Raw genomic sequence first — 19,054 nt, forward strand, 5'->3', positions numbered from 1 at the left:
GAGATATGGATTTAAAGCTAAACTATGGTGAACTTGTAAAAAAATTAGTCGTTGTTATCGTTGCTGGTTTGTTGAATGCAATGGGGATGAACTTATTTTTAACACCAGCGAAAGTGTATGCGAGTGGTTTCGCTGGATTGTCACAATTACTCTCGCAAGTGTTAGCGGATTTTATGTCAATTCATATTTCGACAGGAGTTCTTTTTAGCTTATTCAATATCCCAGTTGTTATTTTAGCGTGGAAAAAAGTAGGGAAGTCATTTACTATATTTAGTTTTTTAAGTGTTGTATTTATGACGCTGTTTTTAGAAATAGTGCCAGTAAAAGCAATCTCTCACGATATCATTTTAAATGCTATTTTTGGAGGAATCATTTCTGCATTAGGGGTAGGGATTGCTTTGAAGTGGGGAGCTTCAACTGGCGGTCTAGATATCATTGCGATGATTTTATCTAGAGTAAAAGATAAGCCAGTTGGAACGTATTTTTTCTTTTTTAATGCTATCATTATTATAGCTGCCGGTTATTTATATGGCTGGGAAAAGGCGCTCTATACGCTAGTGACATTATATGTATCTTCACGTATTATTGATGCCATACATACGCGCCATGTGAAAATTACTGCATTTATTGTAACGAAAAATGGGGGAGCGGTGCGAAAGGCAATTCATGAACGGTTAGTTCGCGGAATTACAACCATTCCAGCGATAGGTGGGTTTACGAATGAAAATAAAGAAATGCTAATGATTGTTATTACTCGCTACGAACTTTACGAATTAGAAAGGGTTATAAAAAAAGTAGATCCAGGTGCATTCACGAATGTTATCCAAACGGTTGGAGTGTTTGGATTGTTCCGTAAAGAATGAATAAAAGAGGACCATATGTGGTCCTCTTTTATTCATTCATCTAGTCGGAGTTGCTTTGCTAAGTTTTACTCAGCTGTTGAAATACTTTGAAGTTCATCTTGCATTTCGTGTAATTGTACTTTTTCGGCAGTAGAAGAATTGGTATAAGCGGACAGCAAAGCATTTTTCGCTTTAGCAACAAGTGCTTGTTGTTCGCTATGGTTTGAACAAGATACAGCTTGTGAAACAGCATCTCGTGCTTGTTGGAACAGTAAGTTACCCATTAGAACCCTCCAAGAGAAGAGTTATTTCGTTCTTTTTCTGCTTCAGCTAATGTACCACGGTATGGGAATCTTGCGTCATGCTGCATAACAGAATCTGCCCCTTGTTGTACGAAACGTTTTGACTTATTCTTTTTGCCCATTCGTAATTCCCCCTTTTAGCAGAAAAGCATTGACACATTTGCTGTGTCTCCTATAGTATGTGCGCTTGGCGTCATACTATAAGCAGGGAATTTTCGCCTTACAATCCAAGTACCTCCTCTAAATAAAGAGCAATTCCATCTTCTTCATTTGTTAATGTTACGTGATTTGCTAATGATTTTAACTCTGGAATGGCGTTCCCCATTGCGATTCCGTGTCCGGCGAATTCAATCATTTCAAAATCATTGTCTTCATCGCCAAATGCGATGATATGTTCTTTTGGAATATTATAGTAACTTGAAATTTTTTGTAAGCCAATTGCTTTATTTAACCCGCTTTTTACAATTTCAATAATCGGCCAAGGAGCGCCCCATTTGCGGTGATCGATAACTTCTGCATGCATATCTGTCAAATGTTGGCGGATGGAATCTGATTTTGATTCGTGTGCATCGATTAATAAACATGTAGGATGTTCTTGTAAAATATCGAGTAAATCACCTGTGAAAATTTTAGGTGATCCAAATTCGAAAATATGTTTTTTATCTGAATCAATTTGTTTCACATATACATCATCAATAACTTCCGCGTAAATATTTTCTACACCAAAATCCATACATGCGCGAACGATTTCTTGCGCGGTAGCAAGCTCAAGCGGAGAGTGATGTGTTCCCCAATTTCTATCAAGTGGGTGATGGACGTATGCACCATTGAAATTTACAATCGGTGTGTTCAATCCAAGTTCTTTATAATATGCATGACTCGCACGAAATGGACGACCGGTTGAAATAACTACGATATGACCTTGTTCTTTTGCTTTTGCAATAGTTTGTTTTGTACGCGCTGAAATCATTTTTTGATCTGTAAGTAAAGTACCATCTAAATCTAATGCAATTAAATGTTGTTTTTTCATGCGCCTCTCACCTTTTATAAAAAGTTTTGTATATCATATTCATCTTAATTCCTGCATTCTTGTGCTGTCTACTATTTGTCACTGGTAAATGGAAAAGTCAAGTTGTTTTCTGAAAGTTTGAATAATGTTTCTTTCATTTTGTACAATTTGTGAAAAGGGTTACAATGAACAGATTATTGTGTTTATAATGAGAGTGTAATCTTCTCGTAATAAGTTGTTTGACTCTCCTTTGGCACTGGTCGTTATGGCCAGTTTTTTTTGTTTCTACATATACTGATGTATCTCCTGCTAAAATGTGTAATTTCATTATATGAGTACGGTTTCCTAAACATAACAGAAAAGGTTTTCTAAAATGGGACATACTAAAGATGCAATGATGGAATGGAAGGAGAATGAATATGGGACAAAGTCATCGATTCCGAGCTGGTCAAAAAGCACCAAACGACGGCATATATGTTGAAATTGGTGAAACAGGAAGCATGGTGAAAGATCCACAAATGGTAAAGCTTTCTGCTGGGGATAGATTTCCGGAAGTTAAAAACCAAAACAGACAATGGACATATAAAAGAAAACCGTAATAAATCCCGCAGTTATAAGCTGCGGGATTTATTATGACAGAATGAAATGGATTTCTTACATTCAATCGTGTTTAAGGTCCTCTTTGTTGTATAAAATACATAATTTGTCGTATAATCAAATCAAAGGTCAAAAAAAGTCAAAGTGTAAAGGAGCTGTGGCTGTAATGGACTTAAATCGAATGACAACAAAAACACAAGAAGCGATTATGAGTGCACAATCAATTGCTACGAAGCATCATCATCAAGAAATTGATACTGTACATCTTTTAGACGCGCTTCTTCAGCAGCAAGATGGACTAGCAATCCGTATTTTTCAAAAAATGAATGTAAATATAGATCAGCTTATGCAAGGAGTAGAACGTTTGTTAAAGCAAAAGCCATCGGTTACCGGAGGCGGCGCTGAAGTGGGGAAAGTATATATTACAAGTGCGCTTCAAGGGCTGCTTGTAAGAGCGGAAGAAGAAGCGAAGCATTTGCAAGACGATTATATTTCAGTAGAACATATTCTTCTTGTGTTTTGTGATGAAAAGAAAGCGAACGATATACGTCAGCTGTTTACATCGCTTCGTATTACGAAAGAAGCGTTATTACAAGCATTAACAGAAGTTCGGGGGAATCAAAGAGTGACGAGTCAAAATCCAGAAGTAACATATGAGGCCTTGCAAAAATATGGCCGTGATTTAGTAGCAGAAGTACGACAAGGGAAAATTGATCCGGTTATTGGGCGCGATAGTGAAATTCGCCGTGTTATCCGCATTTTATCACGTAAAACGAAAAACAATCCTGTATTAATTGGTGAACCTGGTGTTGGGAAAACAGCAATTGTAGAGGGCTTGGCACAGCGTATTGTCCGTAAAGATGTACCAGAAGGATTAAAGGATAAAACGATTTTTGCGCTTGATATGAGTGCTCTTGTTGCAGGTGCAAAATTCCGCGGTGAATTTGAAGAGCGTTTGCAGGCGGTCTTAAATGAAATTAAAAAAAGTGAAGGAAAGATTTTATTATTTATCGACGAGCTTCACACCATTGTGGGTGCTGGAAAAACAGAGGGAGCAATGGATGCCGGGAATATGCTGAAACCGATGCTAGCGCGCGGGGAGCTGCATTGTATCGGAGCGACGACACTTGATGAATATCGGAAATATATTGAGAAAGATCCAGCATTAGAACGTCGTTTCCAGCAAGTATTAGCAGAAGAGCCAACGGTTGAAGATACGATTTCTATTTTGCGCGGTTTAAAAGAACGCTTTGAAATTTATCATAGTGTTAACATTCATGACCGTGCTCTTGTCGCAGCGGCGATGTTATCAGATCGATATATTTCCGATCGCTTTTTGCCAGATAAAGCAATTGATTTAGTTGATGAAGCATGTGCAACGATTCGGACAGAAATTGACTCCTTGCCAACAGAACTGGACGAAATAACACGTCGTATTATGCAATTAGAAATTGAAGAAGCTGCGCTTAGTAAAGAAACGGACCGAGGAAGTCAGGAGCGTTTGCAAACATTGCAGCGTGAGTTATCGGATTTAAAAGAAAAAGCGAGCGGAATGAGAGCGCAGTGGCAAAAAGAGAAGGAAGAAATTCATAAAGTACGGGATTTACGTGAAAGTCTAGAGCGTTTGCGCCGTGAGTTAGAAGAAGCGGAAGGAAATTACGATTTAAATAAGGCAGCAGAGCTTCGTCACGGTAAAATTCCAGCTGTAGAGAAGGAGTTAAAAGCAGCGGAAGAAGTAAATGCCAATAAACAGCAAGATAATCGCCTTCTTCGTGAAGAAGTAAGTGAAGAAGAAATTGCAAATATTGTATCGCGTTGGACTGGAATTCCAGTTGCAAAACTCGTAGAAGGAGAACGTGAAAAGCTGCTTCGTTTAGAGCAAATTTTATCAGAGCGTGTCATCGGACAAGAAGAAGCGGTTGGTCTTGTGGCGGATGCGGTATTACGTGCCCGTGCTGGTATTAAAGATCCAAATCGTCCGATTGGTTCATTCATTTTCTTAGGACCTACAGGCGTTGGGAAAACAGAACTTGCGAAAACATTGGCGCAGTCATTATTTGATAGCGAAGAACAAATCATTCGAATTGATATGTCTGAGTATATGGAAAAACATGCAGTATCCCGCTTAATCGGAGCGCCTCCTGGATATGTTGGATATGAAGAAGGTGGACAATTAACGGAAGCTGTGCGCCGTAAACCATATTCTGTTATTTTATTAGATGAAATTGAAAAAGCGCACCCAGAAGTGTTTAATATTTTACTGCAAATGTTAGATGATGGACGTATTACAGACTCGCAAGGACGTACAGTGGATTTTAAAAACACAGTCATTATTATGACGTCCAATATCGGATCGCAATATTTACTAGAAGGATTAGGAGAAGATGGTTCTATCCAAGAAGAAGCAAGAAATCTTGTAATGGGACAACTTCGCGGTCATTTCCGTCCGGAGTTTTTAAATCGAGTAGACGAAATTATTTTATTTAAACCACTCACAACAAATGAGATAAAAGGTATTGTCGATAAAATTGTGAAAGAGCTGCAAAATCGTTTAGCAGACCGTCATATTACGGTTGAACTAACAAATGCAGCAAAAGAGTTTGTTATAGAATCGGGATTCGATCCAATGTACGGTGCACGTCCGTTAAAGCGCTATGTACAGCGTCAAATTGAAACGAAGTTAGCGCGTGAACTCATTGCGGGTACAATTACAGATCATAGTCATGTATTAATTGATGTATTCAATAACGAGTTAGTTGTAGAAGTTCAATAAAGTAAACTCCTATCTGTGGGGTCTTACTGTTTGCGAATAGCGGGATAAAAAAAGAGTCCGGATCATTTCCGGACTCTTTTTTATTAATGCTGCTCTGCAGGCTCGTTTGGGATTAATGCTCCTAGAACGATCACAATTACAGTGATAATTACAGAAAAAATAGTTGCTTGTTGGAAATCGTATGTAACGCCTGGCGTCATAGAGCTTAGTACGTAGCTCATCATTTGCACAAGCAGGAACGACCAGATAAAGGCCCAAATTACACGCATCTTTTTACACCTCTATTCGTTCAATTTATTTTTATTGTAACATAACTCTAAAAAGAATATAGAAAAAATATTTGTTGTTTTTGCAAAGCAAATTGCCGTTAGCATCATACATTATAAAAGAGTAATTTTGATGTTGTTATATAAGGCGGGAGAAGTATGGGAATCACGGAGCGTTTTTTCTTTTTAGAGCAAGAGCCATGTGTAATTCATTTGCCGGAAAAACCGAATGGATTCGGCATATTGCTGCTAGGTGACTACAATTATTTCATTGAGAATGGTACAAGTTTATGGCTTCAACATGCAGGACGGTTACACTTTTTAAATGAATTGCGTAAGGAAGGCTATACGATTTTTTCTTCTAATTTACACGGGAGACATTGGGGAAATGAACAGGCGGTTCTTTTGGCGAAGCGATTGTATCATGTTGTCATGAAAAAGGAGATTTTGAATGAAAAAATTCATATCATAGCAGAAGGGATGGGGGCGCTTGTAGCTCTGCAAATGATGAAACAATATCCAGAGTGTGTTCGTTCTGTTCTCATGTTTAATCCGTGTATTCACTTACCGGCACATGTTGAACTTGAAAAAGAGCATAAATTTTTTTATAAGCGGTTAATTCGTGAATTGATGCAAGCGTATGATGCGACAGAATCAGAATTAGAATCGAAAATTGAAAAGAAAGCATTTCCGTACTTAGCATCATCTGTTCCGGTCAAAATATTTGTATCCATTCAAGAAAAAAAAGAACGAAAACAGTTGCTGCGGGAATATGAAAAGAAACGTTTGCAAGAGAATTGCCCGACTTTATTATCCTTTCATCTACAAGATAAAAAATATAAAACAGCGAAAAATGCGTGTCAGTTTTTTAAGTGGTATGAAGATATATAAAGCTCCTATACATAAGGAGCTTTTTATATATATTTGAGGAGGAATAGAAAATGAAACGAGTAATTGTTGTTGGGGCGTTGACATTTATCGGCTATCATCTTGTGCAGAAGTTTCTTGAAGAAGAGGTTGAAGTGTATGCATTGGATTTTGATGATATGAAAAGTGTTTCCAAAGTGAGTGAAGAAAAATTATGTTTAATTGGTCGAAATGCATTATTTACGTATTTTTCGCTGAGGGATGATGAAGGATGGGAAGTGTTGGAGAAAACTGATATTGATGCTGCGTATTTTTGCTTATGTGAGCCAAATCAGCAAAAGGATTTTCGGAACGAACGTATCATATTGCAATATGTAAAGCGATTTGAGAGTTTTTGCAGAAGAAAAGAAATAAAATTCATCGTTTTATCTTCTGAAGAAGTGGGTCATGCTTGTAGCAATGAAAATAATATACTTTTTTCAAAAATAGAGAGAGAGGTAAAGAAGGGGAGTGCGGATTATTGTATACTGCGCGTTCCGACTGTATATGGACCGTGGCAGCCGTTGTTTATGGCATACCATCATGTTATTCTTTCGCAAATGAAGCAACAAACTATTTCTGTTCCCGTAGAGGAATGCACATGTGACCTTATATATGTTGAAGATGTTGCTCGATGTTTATATGAACTCGGTCAAAAAAGGATGGAAAGAAAAATATATTCTCTTTGCAGCGGAAAAGAAAACCAATGGCAAAAAGGAATTGAATTATTACAGGAAACAGGTAAAATTCAAATACATCATAAAGAGTGTCAAAAAAATGAGGAAACAGAGATGATTGTTACAAATCCGATTGCATTAGAAGATGGATTACAGCGTCAAATTTCTCACATAAAACATTATAAGGAGTTATACGAGGGAAGCGGCACGTGGTAAACTAGAAAAGAACGTTTTAATGTTGAAAGGATGAGGAGATATGAATGAAAAAAACATGCAATTTTTACAAATCGCAATGAAACATTTTCCAGAAGCAAAGGCGATTTTAGATGATAGTGGTATTGCATTGGATATGGAAAAAGCACAGCCTGTATTAGAGTTATTAATGAAGGTTATGGATGAAGCTTATGAGCTTGGGAAAGCGGATGCAAAAGAGTAATAGAACTCTATAAAAGAGACCTTTCCGTCTTGATGGAAAGGTCTCGCTTTTTTATTTGACTACTTTATTTTTTCGTTTCAATTTACTTAATACTTCATATACAATCGGTACAATTAATAACGTTAATAGCGTAGAGCTTGTTAATCCCCCGATTACTGTTACGCCAAGACCTTTGGAAATAAGGCCGCTTCCTTCAAAGCCTAATGCAAGTGGAAGTAAGGCGCCAATCGTTGCGATAGCAGTCATTAAGATTGGGCGCAATCTTGTTGCGCCAGCTTCTAGTAATGCGTTGCGTGTTGTAAATCCTTCACGTTCCTTATGAATAACGCGGTCAATGAATACGATGGCGTTTGTGACAACGATACCGATTAACATGAGAGCACCAATCATTGCAGAGATGCTTAATGTTTCTCCCGAGATTAATAAGGCAACAACGGCGCCGATTATTGTAAATGGAAGCGAGAATAAAATCGCAAATGGTGCCAGTGCCCCGCCGAATGTTACAACGAGAACGAAGTATACAATCGCAATCGCAGCTAACATTGCTAAGCCAAGCTGTGTAAAGGATTCTTGAATATCTTTCGATACGCCGCCCATCGAAACATCAATGCCAGATGGTAATTTCATTTTATCTACTTCTTTTTGAATGTTTCTAGAAGCCTTTGCGACATCGTCTGTTGTTGGTTTTGCAGTTACTTCCGCATATACGCGGCCGTCACGTCTTGTTATTGTATTAGACGTTTCTCCTTCTTTTACAGTCATAACGTCTTTTACAGCCACTTCTGTACCAAGTGGTGTTTGTATTTTTCGGTTTGTTAAATCATCAATGTTTTCGTAGTTTTGTTTGTTAACTTCCACATACACATTCATCTCTTTGTTATTTTCTTTTACTGTTGTTAAGACAGGTCGTTCGTGAGAGTCAGAAAGCCCCATGCCTACTTGCGCAGCAGTTAAACCGAGTTTACTTAACTTCTCTTGATCTGCGACCAATGTGTATTCATCGTATGTTTTTGAAAGGCTAGAGTCGATATTTTTTAACGTTTTATCTTTTTTCATGATATTTTGGATGTCTTTTACGACAGGTTTAATCTCTTCTAAGCTGTCGCCGTATACATATAGCTTAATTTCATTGCTGCTTCCGCCAGATGAGAAGTCTTGGTTTTTCCATTCGCCTTTTTCCGTCATCTTTTGTAAGTCTTTAACAACTTTTTCTTTTTCCTTCTCGAAGTTCTTTGTATCGTTTTTGTATTGAACAAAGAACAATGCCTGGTTCGATTTACCTGGGCTCATTGGGTTTTCCCCGCCAAGTGAGAATTGAATTGTTTTCACATCTTTATTTTTCTTAAAGTAATCTTCTGCTTTTGTTGCAATGCTTGTGACATCTTGTAATGTTTGTCCAGGTTCTGGATTATAAGATGTAATTACTGTTTTCTCTTCTTCGGATGGTAAGAAGCTTACACCTACAATTGGGATAAGAGCAATGCTTCCTACTAATAATAAAACCGCGATGCTAGATGTAATAATTTTATGGTTTAATACCCATTCTAGAAGCCGTTTATATCCATTAGCAAGTTTGCTTGGATGCTCTTCGTGATTGTGCTGTTGTTTTTCTTTCGTACTTTCTTTTTTAAATAAAGAATGTGCCATCATTGGAACAATTGTAACAGCTACAAGAAGAGATGCTAATAAGGCGAAAACAACCGTTAAAGCAAATGGTAAGAACAGTTCACCAATCATTCCTTTAACAAGACCAAGCGGTAAGAAGACCGCAATGGTTACGATTGTAGATGACATAATCGGAACAAACATTTCTTTCGTTGCTTCGCGAATTAAGTCTTTTCCTTTTAATTTTTCGTTGGATAAAGCCATGCGCCGGTAAATGTTTTCAATAACAACGATTGAGTCATCGACAACGCGGCCGATAGCGACGGTCATTGCCCCGAGCGTCATGACATTTAATGTAATATTCATTTCTTTTAATAGTAAAATTGCTATTAATAAAGAAAGTGGAATTGAAATAACGGAAATAAGTGTTGTTCGAATGTTACGTAAGAACAACATGATAATAATAACAGCGAAAATGGCACCAAAAACAGCCTTACTTAACATTGTACTAACCGATTTTTCGATTGGTGCACCTTGGTCGAATGTTGAAGTGATTTCGATGTTATCAAATTTCTTCTCAAAATCTTTTGTTTTATTTTTTACAGCATTTACAACGTCAACTGTATTTGCATCAGCAGCTTTTACAATTTGAAGGCTGATTGCTTCTTTTCCGTTTGTGCGTGAAATAGACTCTGCTTTTCCAACTTGTTTAATATCGGCAATATCTTGCAATGCTACAGTTGGAATTGCGAATCCTTGTCCCGTTGCAGCAGGATTCATATTAGGCTGCTGCGCCTGCGTTGACCTTTGTGAACTTCCTTGGTTTGCAGAAGGAACAAGCGGGATTTTCATTTCTTTTAAAGCACTTAACGTTGTAATGTTTCCATCTACAACAACGGATTTTTCTTTATCTTTAAATGTATACAGTCCTAGCGGCATGGATACATTAGAACCTTTAATCATGTTCTTCACAGTATCTTCGCTAAGGCCTAATTCTTTCATTTTTTCTTTGTTGAAGACAAGTTGTACTTCTTCAACTTGTTGTCCTGAAATTTGAACAGATGCAACGCCGTCTAGCCCTTGTAAGCCTGGAACAATATCTTTTTCTACGCGTTCTGTCAGCTGCGCAAGAGACTCATTCTTACCTGTGACACTTAATGAAATAACAGGGAAAGCATTAAAGCTAAGGCGAGAAACTTTTGGTTCTTTTACGCCCTCCGGTAAAGGTAGGTTAGCGAGTGCCTCTTTTACTTCTGTTTCTGCTTTTTCCATATTTTTATCAAAGTTATATTCTACTTGAATAGAAGACGCATTTTGATAAGAAGAGGAGCTGACAACGTTTACTCCACTTAAGTTTTGCAGTCGTTGTTCGATTGGTTTTGAAATCTTTTCTGCTACTTCAGCTGGAGTAGCACCAGGATAAACAGTTGTTACTGTTACAAGCGGTGTTGTGATGTCCGGGATTGTTTCTAGCTTCATGCGAAGACCAGAATAGATTCCTGCAATCGTAATAATAATCGTTAATAGCCAGACTGCGAACTTATTGTTTAACGAAAAGTTAATAATTTTCTTCATTTCTACGCTCCTTTTTATGAAAACTGACTCATTGGTCATAACGAACAAAGTATAACTGACTGATCGGTCAACGGTCAACTGAAAGGGCTGATGGTTAGTTGAACCAATCGGGCATTAACGGGCAGTTATCCCCAACTATTTTCTTTGATTTTCTCAAACTCTTGAGGTGGGGATCTTACTGCCCGTTAATGCGGGATAAAATATTGAGAAATACTTGCAATTTTTGACCAATGAGTCATAATTCGAATAAGAGTGTTTTTTTAGGAGAGAAAAAGATGAAGGAAAAAGAGCGGTTAATTATTGAAACAGCAATTAAATTATTTGCAATGAAGGGTGTTAGTGCAACATCTATTCAAGAGATAGCAACGGAATCCGGTATTTCCAAAGGCGCATTTTATTTGCATTTTAAATCGAAAGACGCTTTAGTATTGGCAACGCTCGAGTATTACTACGATCGGATTCAAAATAAAATGACGGATATTGAAAAAGAATCATTACCTCCACGTGAGAAATTTGAAAAACAAATGCACTGTCAGTTTTACGAATTACAACAAAAAAAAGAATTCATTATTATGTGTATGAGAGAAAATGTAATTCCCTTTAATAAAGAAGTAGAAACATTTATGACGAGAATGAAATTAGAATCACATGCTTTTTATCGAAACAGTTTACTTTCTATTTACGGGGAAGAGATTACCTCTCATCTTGTTGACTTAATTATCATGCTAGAAGGAATATCACGTGGATATTTAGAGCTAATTATCTTTAATACGGTAAATTTAGATATACTGTATACGGCAAAATTTATCTTAAAGAGAATGGATGATATCGTAGCGGGGCTGCAACGTTCAAAAGACGAACCAGTCATTACAGAAAGAGAACTCAATCATTTATTATGCAATACGAATGTAATGAACGAGCATAAGGAAGAATTATTTATAAATGAAATTATTAAGTTAAAACGTACGCTAGTAGATCAATTAGGGAATGATGAATTAATGGTTACACTAGATGTGCTAGAGTCAGAAATGAAAATGAATCATCCGCGAGTTCCAGTTATTCAAGGAATGTTGTCTAACTTAAAAACGTATCCTGAATTGCATGATTTCCGTGAAAGACTTGCGTTGTATTATAAAATAACAAATTAATATTATAGACAAAAGGAAACTTATCATTTAAAATTAGTACCAAGTCATAATAATTGATATAAAACGGAGGGTTGCAATGTGAACGTAGGCATTTTAGGGATCGGGAGATATGTGCCGGAAAAAGTTGTCACAAACCACGACTTAGAGAAAATGATGGACACATCTGATGAATGGATTCGTACAAGAACAGGAATTACAGAAAGACGAATTGCTGATGATACAATAGATACTTCACATATGGCTGTGGAAGCTGCAAAAAAAGCACTTGAAAATGCGGGGATTAGCGGGGAAGAAATTGATCTTATTTTAGTTGCAACAGTAACGCCGGATCGTTCGTTTCCAGCGGTTGCTTGCGTAGTTCAAGAACAAATTGGAGCGAAGCATGCAGCAGCTATGGATTTAGGTGCAGCTTGTGCTGGTTTTATGTACGGAATGATTACAGCACAACAATTTATTCAAACTGGAACTTATAAAAATATATTGGTAATTGGTAGCGATAAGTTATCTAAAATTGTAGACTGGAATGACCGAAATACGGCAGTTTTATTTGGCGATGGAGCAGGCGCGGTCGTTATGGGAGCTGTTTCAGAAGGAAAAGGTATTCTTTCATTTGAATTAGGAGCGGATGGAAGTGGTGGTAAGCACCTTTACCAAGATGAATATATTACGATGAACGGAAGAGAAGTCTTTAAATTTGCTGTTCGTCAACTCGGTGATTCTTGCCTTCGTGTTTTAGAAAAAGCAAACCTTACGAAAGAAGATGTGGACTATTTAGTGCCTCATCAAGCAAATATTCGTATTATGGAATCGGCGAGAGAGCGATTAAATTTACCACAGGAAAAGATGAGCACGACGATTTCTAAGTTTGGGAATACGTCAGCTTCTTCGATTCCAATTGCTATGGTAGAAGAATTGCAAAATGGACGCATTCAAGATGGTGATCTTATCATATTAGTTGGTTTTGGCGGTGGATTAACCTGGGGAGCGCTTGCTCTTCGTTGGGGTAAATAAGGATTCAGAGAAAAGGAGTGTATTTTGTATGGAAAAAAAGCGTGTTGTAATTACAGGATTAGGAGCAGTAACTCCAGTAGGGACGGATGTAGAAACTGTTTGGGAAAATATTAAAAATGGTGTATCTGGAATTGGACGCATTACACGCTTAGATGCAGACCAGTTTCCGGCAAAAGTAGCAGCGGAAATTAAAGACTTTGAAGTCGAGAAATATATTGATAAGAAAGAAGCGCGTCGTATGGACCGCTTTACACAATATGCTGTTGCAGCTGCAAAAATGGCTGTAGAAGATGCGAAATTAGAAATTACAGAAGAGAATGCTCCTCGTATCGGAGTATGGGTTGGATCTGGAATTGGCGGTATGGAAACATACGAAGAACAATTTAAAGTATATATGGAAAAAGGTGCACGCCGCGTAAGTCCATTTTTCGTACCGATGATGATTCCGGATATGGCAGCTGGTCAAGTATCGATTGCTACTGGGGCAAAAGGAATTAATACTTGTTCAGTAACAGCTTGTGCATCAGGAGCGAATTCAATCGGTGATGCATTTAAAGTAATTCAGCGCGGTGACGCAGATGCAATGATTACGGGCGGAGCAGAAGCACCGTTAACAAATATAGCATTTGCAGGGTTTAGTTCTGCCAAAGCATTAACATTTAATGAAGATCCGGCAACAGCTTGTCGTCCGTTTGATAAAAATCGCAGTGGTTTTGTTATGGGCGAAGGTGCTGGTATTCTTATCTTGGAAGAGTTAGAGCATGCGTTAGCACGTGGTGCACACATTTATGCTGAAATCGTTGGATACGGAGCAACAGGTGATGCATTCCATATTACGCTTCCAGCTCCTGGTGGTGAAGGCGGTGTTCGTGCAATGCGTCAGGCATTAGCTGACGCTGGATTACAGCCCGAAGACATTGATTATATTAATGCGCACGGTACAAGTACAGAAGCAAATGAAAAGTATGAAACGATGGCGATTAAAGAAGTATTTGGTGAGCATGCATATAAAGTAGCGGTAAGTTCAACAAAATCAATGACAGGACATTTACTAGGTGCAGCGGGTGCAGTAGAAGCAATTATATCTGTTAAAACAATTACAGATGGTATTGTTCCTCCAACAATTAACTATGAAACGCCAGATCCAGAGTGTGACTTAGATTGTGTACCAAATAAAGCAAGACAACAAGAGGTACGTGCTGTATTAAGTAACTCATTAGGTTTTGGTGGTCATAACGCAGCATTAGTATTTAAAGCATATAAATAATAAAGTGAAGCTACCGTCAGTGGGAGCTTTATCCCCACTGCCCGTTAATGCTGGATAAAGGAAAAAAGTGTAGATGAAAATCTGCACTTTTTTTATGCCTTCTTTCAGTTAGTTGCATATGTATGGAACTAAAGGAGGGAGAAAGATGGGCGTGGTGAAAACGGCAGAATGGATGCGTACGTATTATCAAGAGCCAGAAAAAATTTGTGAGAAGTTTACAAAATATTTTCCGCTTCAACAAGAAGCGTTGTATCGATTTCTTGTTTCGAAAGGAATGTTTCGCCCAGTGATAGATGGAGAGAAAGAAATCGACATATTACAAAAAGAACGAGTATGGGAGAAGTTGGCATTAGAGTACAAAGAATTACGGGAATGGTTAAAAGGACCTGATATACCGGTATTTATTTTATTATCTGATCCATATAACCGAACTATTCAGCGAGAGTACAAAGGGAAAGCAGGATTAACAATTCGAGATGCTTTATTTTTATTTGTGAGTTCACAAAATTCGATTGGTGAGTTAAAGGCATTGCTTACCCATGAATACCACCACATATGCCGTATCCATGAAACTGAAATAAAAGAAGAACAGTATACGATTCTGGATACGATGGTTATGGAGGGCTTAGCGGAACAAGCGGTGTATGAAAGGTATGGAGATTCTTATCATGCTCCGTGGGTGTCTTATTATAGCAAACAGGAAGCAATTAGGCTTTGGCATCGGTTTCTACATGATAGATGTAATGTTAACCGAATGACCCGGGAGCATGATGTGTTGTTAAATGGATGGAGATTCTATCCACGTATGCTTGGATATGCTGTAGGATTTCATATCGTAAAGGATTGTGTAGCGCATACGAAATATAATACAAATGCTTTACTAGAAATGGATGCAAAAACGATTTTAAAAGAAGCAGTTTCTTTTGAATCATAAGAATGAGGTATGGACTTAGCTGTGGCTAAGTTTTTTTATTTTGTAGTAGGATCCCATCTCAAGATGCAAAGAGAAATGAGAAAGAGAGGTGGCATTGTATTCATTTCTTGACTAATTATTAGAGGGAAAGATATTTGGTTCATCACCAAAAGACGGGGGTGACATATAGATAGATGTACACTCCACTCCGAGTGGACGCTTTCCGCGAGCGAGAGCGAGCCTCCTCGGCAAGCTTGCGGGGTCTCACTTTCTTCGCTATTCCCGCAGGAGTCGCCACTCTCCGTTCCGTGTATGAAAAATGATTCATTTTCAAAAAATCAACTCCATGTTACGGTGATGAACCGGATATTTACTAATGAAAGTTTTATCTGATGAGAATGAAAGGTGAGAGACGATGAAGAAATTAATAATAAGAATATATTTCCTTCATTGGAATAAATTTTATGAAAGATGACCATAATGAGAGCTACAAACAGTTGTGAAGTGAGGGGTAAACAATGTTATATCTGCATGATGTATGGGTAAATTGGTTTGAAGGTGAAGAAAACGGGTATAACGTCTGTCATTTCTATGAATGGCGGAAGGATGATACGATCGAATTATTAGATCAAGTACCATTAGTAAAAGTAGATTCCACATTATATCATTACATCGAGAACGAATTGCTAGAGCTTCCGCCAAAACTATTGGAAGACGTACATCATAAGGCGTATATTCGAAAAAACCATGAACGACTGCAACAAGAGTATTGTTTTGTTGTATCAGATGGAAAAGGAATTATTGCAATTGATACAATCGGATACAATATTCCGATACGCAAAAGCCGACTGATTCCAAGACAAGAGCAAATGGTGTATGAAATGGTAGAAAACGTACAGGCAGAAACATATGATTTTGAAGTGGAAGGATCGCAAAAGGAGCATCATATTTTATCACCTTCCCCGCACATGATGAATGGGCTAACGCGGAAAGAAAGACAATTAAAACAACTGCTCTTTATGGCGCTAGATCAACTACATACAACGAAAAACCCAGCGGAGATTCGCTATTGGTATACAGAATGGGATCCAGCAGCATATCCATCTGTGCAACACTTGCCATTTGAAGAAGTGTGGAACCGTTTATATGAAGAAGCAAAGTATGGCTGGTCAGATAAACATGAACAGCTTTGTGAACGACTTGTGAGAGGACAACCGTTCTTTGAAAAGTTGTGGGAAATGGAAAACGAGCAAAAGGTAAATTAAAGGGAATGATCCAAAAGGCACGTAGGTGCCTTTTAGGATCATTCCCTTTTTGTGTGTCTACAAAGATATCGGCGGATGCGGGTAGACGAGCCGCTTCCGCTTTTCTTCCTTATCTACGTTTTCTGCTTAATCCCATTGCGTTTTCAACTTTGCGAAGTTGTTTCATTGCGACGCGGTTTGCTTTTTCAGCACCTTTATCAAGGATTTCATCTAATTCAGGAGAATTAATGAGGTCATTATATTTTTCTTGAATTGGGCGGATTGCTTCAACAACAACTTGTGCTAAGTCGCCTTTGAAGTCGCCGTATCCTTTTCCTTCATATTGAGCTTCTAGTTCTTCAATTGTTTTCCCTGAGAATGAAGAGTAGATTGTTAATAAGTTAGAAATACCAGGTTTGTTTTCTTTGTCGAATTTTACGATACCGTCTGAATCTGTTACAGCACTTTTAATTTTCTTTTCGATTGTCTTAGGATCATCAAGCATACTGATCATTGATTTTGGATTTGAATCTGATTTACTCATTTTTTTCGTAGGTTCTGTTAATGACATAACGCGTGCGCCTACTTTTGGAATGCGAATTTCCGGAATAGTAAATACTTCGCGATAACGATTGTTAAAACGTTCTGCTAAATCACGTGTTAATTCAATATGTTGTTTTTGATCATCTCCAACTGGAACAATCTCTGTATTGTATAGTAAAATGTCTGCTGCCATTAATGGCGGGTATGTTAATAAAGCAGCCGGAACAGATTCTCTTCCTTGTGACTTATCTTTATATTGTGTCATACGTTCTAATTCGCCTACGTACGCAGTACATTGCATAATCCATCCAAGTTGACCGTGCGCTGGAACTTCTGATTGTACAAATAATGTAGCTTTCTCTGGATCGATGCCGCACGCTACGTATAGTGCTGCTAGACTGCGAATATTTTTGCGAAGCTGTACTGGGTCTTGCGGTACAGTAATGGCATGTTGGTTTACAATACAGAAGTAGCAATCATGTTCATTTTGCAGTTCTGTAAACTGCTTCATTGCTCCTAAATAGTTACCAAGTGTAATTGTTCCGCTTGGCTGAATGCCTGAAAAAATAACTGACATATGTATTTCCTCCTTAAAAAGTTGTATAGTTTTCATTTTTTGATATTTTGGCTTAGAGTTCTAGCGCCTTGTAATTTTAAGCAAGCCGCTTTCGCTTTTCTTTGGTGTCCAGTTCCAGCGGCTAGAATCTGCGGTCGTTTCGCCCCCTCGGTTGAAGTAAAGAACACTTCTCGGTCGGCGGCTCCAACGTCCTCCGATTCTGAGCAAGCCGCTTCCACTTTTCCAATAAAAAAAGCCCATTCATCCCTAAAAATAGGGACGAATGGACCGCGGTACCACCCTAATTATTTTGCTAAAGCAAAATCTCTTTATCCATTGTAACGTTGGATGTAACGCCAAAGCCTACTCCTAAAATGTTTCGGTTTGGTGCTCAAAAGCCCATTCCATACTGTACAATTACTTGTTTTCACCGACCACAAGCTCTCTGAAATTGCCTCAATATGTACTCTTCTTTCTCATCGCATGCATATAAATTTGTAAAATGTTTTTGCACTATTATAACACACAATGAGTGGTTTGCAAATTATATAAGAACAGTGAAGGTAAGGATTGTTGATAGTGCTCCTAATATGATAGCGGTAATAACGATAGGATATGTCCATGCAAAAGAATATGTGCGGTACAATCTTTCTTTCGGATCGTATTTTTCATCGCCCTCAATTAAAGATTGCATTTTTTCCTTTGATCGGCCTAGCTTTTTGAAAGCATATATTGTTACATTGAAAAAGCCACGCTGAAATAGAAATAAAAATCCTCCGATAATAATAAAGAGTAAAGCGATATAAAACATAATATTGACAAAATTCAACAAAAAAGAAGTAGAAAGAACAAAGGCCCATACACAAGAAACCGTAATTGTGATGCCAGTTAGTATACTAATGCGTGAAAAAAGCGTATTCAAATGCTGCACCTCCACAAAAAAATTACTAGAATTATTATACTATAAAAGTTATAATGAGTACTATAAAGAATTTTTAGAAAAATATATACAATTTAGTATTTTGTTGCAATTAGGCAGCTGTAATGTTAATTTCTTTCTATACAAAAGATACTAAAAAATACTAAAAAGTACATTTTAATTTAAAAATTTTAACAAAAAAATAAAAAACTATATTCACAATCGTCTCATTATATGTATAATGAAAATTGTAGAAACTTGGAGATTATTCTTTCAATTCTATATTTTTACATAGTTAGGGCGTAGGGGGTGCACGTAGGGGAGGTAATACAACTTGAAGAAGAAGCTTCTATTATTACTTGCATTGGCATGAATAGTTAGCATGCTAGGAGCTTGCGGATAAAAAGAGAGTAAGCAAGCGAAGGCGGCAAGTAATAACAATGGGAAGCGAGGGTTTAATTTAAC

The 19,054-nt window shown here is 37.7% G+C and carries 18 protein-coding genes and 1 other annotated feature; of the genes, 11 read left to right on the forward strand and 7 right to left on the reverse strand.

What is annotated here, in order from left to right:
- Nucleotides 1–5 precede the first annotated feature (5 nt).
- Nucleotides 6–863, forward strand: coding sequence for a YitT family protein (locus AB1284_RS04095; protein ID WP_429751443.1), 858 nt, complete (start codon nt 6–8; stop codon nt 861–863).
- Between the two features lie 65 nt (nt 864–928).
- Here AB1284_RS04095 and AB1284_RS04100 read toward each other — a convergent pair whose 3' ends face one another.
- From AB1284_RS04100 to AB1284_RS04110, 3 genes are all read right to left on the reverse strand, one after another.
- On the reverse strand, nt 929–1,126 hold the full coding sequence (locus tag AB1284_RS04100; RefSeq protein ID WP_429751441.1) for a DUF3813 domain-containing protein: 198 nt from the start codon (nt 1,124–1,126) through the stop codon (nt 929–931).
- Nucleotides 1,126–1,266 carry a hypothetical protein gene (locus AB1284_RS04105; protein WP_020059838.1) on the reverse strand — a complete coding sequence of 47 codons (141 nt, stop codon included), beginning with the start codon at nt 1,264–1,266 and terminating at the stop codon, nt 1,126–1,128. The genes AB1284_RS04100 and AB1284_RS04105 overlap by 1 nt, the downstream gene beginning before the upstream one ends.
- 98 nt (nt 1,267–1,364) lie before the next feature.
- Nucleotides 1,365–2,174, reverse strand: coding sequence for a Cof-type HAD-IIB family hydrolase (locus AB1284_RS04110; protein WP_429751439.1), 810 nt, complete (start codon nt 2,172–2,174; stop codon nt 1,365–1,367).
- A 398-nt stretch (nt 2,175–2,572) separates the two neighbouring features.
- Here AB1284_RS04110 and AB1284_RS04115 point away from each other — a divergent pair, with 398 nt between their 5' ends.
- Both AB1284_RS04115 and clpB read left to right on the forward strand, forming a co-directional pair.
- Nucleotides 2,573–2,752, forward strand: a complete 180-nt coding sequence (locus tag AB1284_RS04115) for a YjzC family protein (RefSeq protein WP_429751437.1) — start codon at nt 2,573–2,575, stop codon at nt 2,750–2,752.
- A gap of 164 nt (nt 2,753–2,916) precedes the next feature.
- Nucleotides 2,917–5,523, forward strand: a complete 2,607-nt coding sequence (gene clpB / locus AB1284_RS04120) for an ATP-dependent chaperone ClpB (protein ID WP_429751435.1) — start codon at nt 2,917–2,919, stop codon at nt 5,521–5,523.
- 83 nt (nt 5,524–5,606) lie between these two features.
- On the opposite strand, the gene AB1284_RS04125 is transcribed toward clpB, so the two are convergent.
- On the reverse strand, nt 5,607–5,792 hold the full coding sequence (locus AB1284_RS04125; RefSeq protein ID WP_429751433.1) for a YjzD family protein: 186 nt from the start codon (nt 5,790–5,792) through the stop codon (nt 5,607–5,609).
- A 156-nt stretch (nt 5,793–5,948) separates the two neighbouring features.
- On the opposite strand from AB1284_RS04125, the gene AB1284_RS04130 reads away from it, so the two are divergent.
- Genes AB1284_RS04130 through AB1284_RS04140 form a run of 3 tightly spaced genes read left to right on the forward strand, consistent with a single transcriptional unit; the run spans nt 5,949 to nt 7,808 of the window.
- Entirely contained in the window at nt 5,949–6,680 is a 732-nt protein-coding gene (locus AB1284_RS04130; protein WP_429751431.1) for an alpha/beta hydrolase, read from the forward strand.
- Nucleotides 6,681–6,730: 50 nt separating this feature from the next.
- Nucleotides 6,731–7,588: an NAD-dependent epimerase/dehydratase family protein gene (locus AB1284_RS04135; protein WP_429751429.1), complete on the forward strand. Its 858-nt coding sequence runs from the start codon at nt 6,731–6,733 to the stop codon at nt 7,586–7,588.
- A gap of 40 nt (nt 7,589–7,628) precedes the next feature.
- Nucleotides 7,629–7,808: a ComZ family protein gene (locus tag AB1284_RS04140; protein ID WP_429751427.1), complete on the forward strand. Its 180-nt coding sequence runs from the start codon at nt 7,629–7,631 to the stop codon at nt 7,806–7,808.
- Nucleotides 7,809–7,859: 51 nt separating this feature from the next.
- On the opposite strand, the gene AB1284_RS04145 is transcribed toward AB1284_RS04140, so the two are convergent.
- Complete coding sequence (locus tag AB1284_RS04145) at nt 7,860–10,988, reverse strand: efflux RND transporter permease subunit (protein ID WP_429751425.1); 3,129 nt, start codon at nt 10,986–10,988, stop codon at nt 7,860–7,862.
- A gap of 275 nt (nt 10,989–11,263) precedes the next feature.
- Between AB1284_RS04145 and AB1284_RS04150 the strand changes: the two genes are divergently transcribed.
- The 5 genes from AB1284_RS04150 to AB1284_RS04170 all read left to right on the forward strand — a co-directional run bounded on the left by AB1284_RS04150 (nt 11,264) and on the right by AB1284_RS04170 (nt 16,592).
- Entirely contained in the window at nt 11,264–12,136 is an 873-nt protein-coding gene (locus AB1284_RS04150) for a TetR/AcrR family transcriptional regulator (RefSeq protein WP_429751424.1), read from the forward strand.
- A 78-nt stretch (nt 12,137–12,214) separates the two neighbouring features.
- On the forward strand, nt 12,215–13,147 hold the full coding sequence (locus tag AB1284_RS04155; protein ID WP_429751422.1) for a beta-ketoacyl-ACP synthase III: 933 nt from the start codon (nt 12,215–12,217) through the stop codon (nt 13,145–13,147).
- A 28-nt stretch (nt 13,148–13,175) separates the two neighbouring features.
- On the forward strand, nt 13,176–14,414 hold the full coding sequence (gene fabF, locus AB1284_RS04160; RefSeq protein WP_429751420.1) for a beta-ketoacyl-ACP synthase II: 1,239 nt from the start codon (nt 13,176–13,178) through the stop codon (nt 14,412–14,414).
- 145 nt (nt 14,415–14,559) lie between these two features.
- Nucleotides 14,560–15,348: a DUF2268 domain-containing protein gene (locus tag AB1284_RS04165; protein ID WP_429751419.1), complete on the forward strand. Its 789-nt coding sequence runs from the start codon at nt 14,560–14,562 to the stop codon at nt 15,346–15,348.
- A gap of 497 nt (nt 15,349–15,845) precedes the next feature.
- A complete protein-coding gene (locus AB1284_RS04170; protein WP_336483520.1) occupies nt 15,846–16,592 on the forward strand; it encodes a YjbA family protein in 747 nt (248 codons plus the stop codon).
- Nucleotides 16,593–16,701: 109 nt separating this feature from the next.
- Here AB1284_RS04170 and trpS read toward each other — a convergent pair whose 3' ends face one another.
- Together trpS and AB1284_RS04180 are read right to left on the reverse strand one after the other, a co-directional pair.
- Nucleotides 16,702–17,691: a tryptophan--tRNA ligase gene (trpS, locus tag AB1284_RS04175; RefSeq protein WP_429751417.1), complete on the reverse strand. Its 990-nt coding sequence runs from the start codon at nt 17,689–17,691 to the stop codon at nt 16,702–16,704.
- Between the two features lie 251 nt (nt 17,692–17,942).
- Nucleotides 17,943–18,159, reverse strand: a binding site (T-box leader).
- Between the two features lie 55 nt (nt 18,160–18,214).
- The gene (locus AB1284_RS04180) at nt 18,215–18,592 is read right to left on the reverse strand and encodes a DUF3899 domain-containing protein (RefSeq protein WP_429751415.1); all 378 of its coding nucleotides are present in this window, start codon (nt 18,590–18,592) and stop codon (nt 18,215–18,217) included.
- Nucleotides 18,593–19,054 lie beyond the last annotated feature (462 nt).

It is taken from the genome of Bacillus sp. S2(2024) (assembly GCF_050474045.1).
Taxonomy (GTDB): domain Bacteria; phylum Bacillota; class Bacilli; order Bacillales; family Bacillaceae_G; genus Bacillus_A; species Bacillus_A yunxiaonensis.